Genomic DNA, 1,117 nt, shown 5'->3' on the forward strand with positions numbered 1-1,117 from the left:
GACCCGACCACCACGAAGCGATCGTCTACATCGCCATGATTGCTGTCATGTCACGCCGCCTCGCTCGCACCTGACACAGTTCTCAGACGCTCACTTACGGGCGGAGATCGCTGCGTTCTATGCGGGTTTCGGGCAGCCGGAGGTGCTGCAGGAGGCGTTCCGGGAAGCGGCTTTGTTGGTGCCGTTGGTCGATGATGATCGCCTGTGCACCTTTCGGCTTGGGGGTGTTGATTGGATCTGTGCGTTCACCAGTGTCGAGGAGTACGCCCGCTACATGACTGCGCGGGGTGTCGTTGGTGATCAGGAGTATCGGTATCAGTCGTTGGTGGGGTGGCGGCTGGCCGAGTACGCCTCGGGGCGTTCGGAGCCGGCGGGTGTGGCTGTCGATATCACCGGTTCGGCGCCGATGGCGTTTCCGCCGCAGGTGTCCGAGGATTCCGTCGGGGACGGGAGGTAGCGGTGGGAGACCAGTTGAACGTGGATCCCGTGGTGCTGCAGCAGGCGGCGGATGGGATCACCGGGATCATCGGAGAACTGTCCGAGTTGGGTGTCGGGGAGGGCGGGGCGATGGGGCGCGGGTTCTCGCTGTTGAGCTTGTCGCCGATCCAGGCGGGTAAGGCGTCGGTGCAGAAGGCTTTCGAGACCTTCACCGAGCGCTGGTCATGGGGTGTGCGGGCGTTGGTGCAGGCGGGCAACGAGATCGCGAAGACGTTGGGGTTGGCGGCGGGGCGCTATCAGATCATGGATGAGAAGTTCTCGGACACGTTCAAGGAGATGTTCACGCAGCTGACCGGTAACCCGCATCTGTCGAAGGAAGAGATCGATGCGCGGTCGTGGGGAGAGACGTTGGCCGACAACCAGTTCAACCAGATCCGCCATGCCGATTACAGCGCCGAGTCGTTCCAGAACGCGTTCACTCATATCGGCACGAATGTGAAGGTGATCGAGGCGGTGGGCCCGGACGCGTTGGGCAACAACGGTCTGATGCCGGGGATCCCGCGGCATTGGAATACCGGTGCTGCCTGAGGTTCACCCCGGGGAGTGGACACTGAGTTAGCGGGATGGTTGTTCCTGCTGGTTAGGATGTCTGCATGCCTCCTCGTAAGCGTCGGTCGTT

General features: G+C 62.4%; 2 protein-coding genes. Both read left to right on the top strand.

What is annotated here, in order from left to right; translation table 11 throughout:
- Positions 1–142: 142 nt before the first annotated feature.
- The gene (locus AB0J29_RS37210) at positions 143–457 is read left to right on the top strand and encodes an SseB family protein (protein ID WP_364796077.1); all 315 of its coding nucleotides are present in this window, start codon (positions 143–145) and stop codon (positions 455–457) included.
- Between the two features lie 20 nt (positions 458–477).
- Positions 478–1,026: a hypothetical protein gene (locus tag AB0J29_RS37215; protein WP_364796080.1), complete on the top strand. Its 549-nt coding sequence runs from the start codon at positions 478–480 to the stop codon at positions 1,024–1,026.
- Positions 1,027–1,117 lie beyond the last annotated feature (91 nt).

The organism is Nocardia sp. NPDC049707 (genome assembly GCF_040674855.1).
Lineage (GTDB): Bacteria > Actinomycetota > Actinomycetes > Mycobacteriales > Mycobacteriaceae > Nocardia.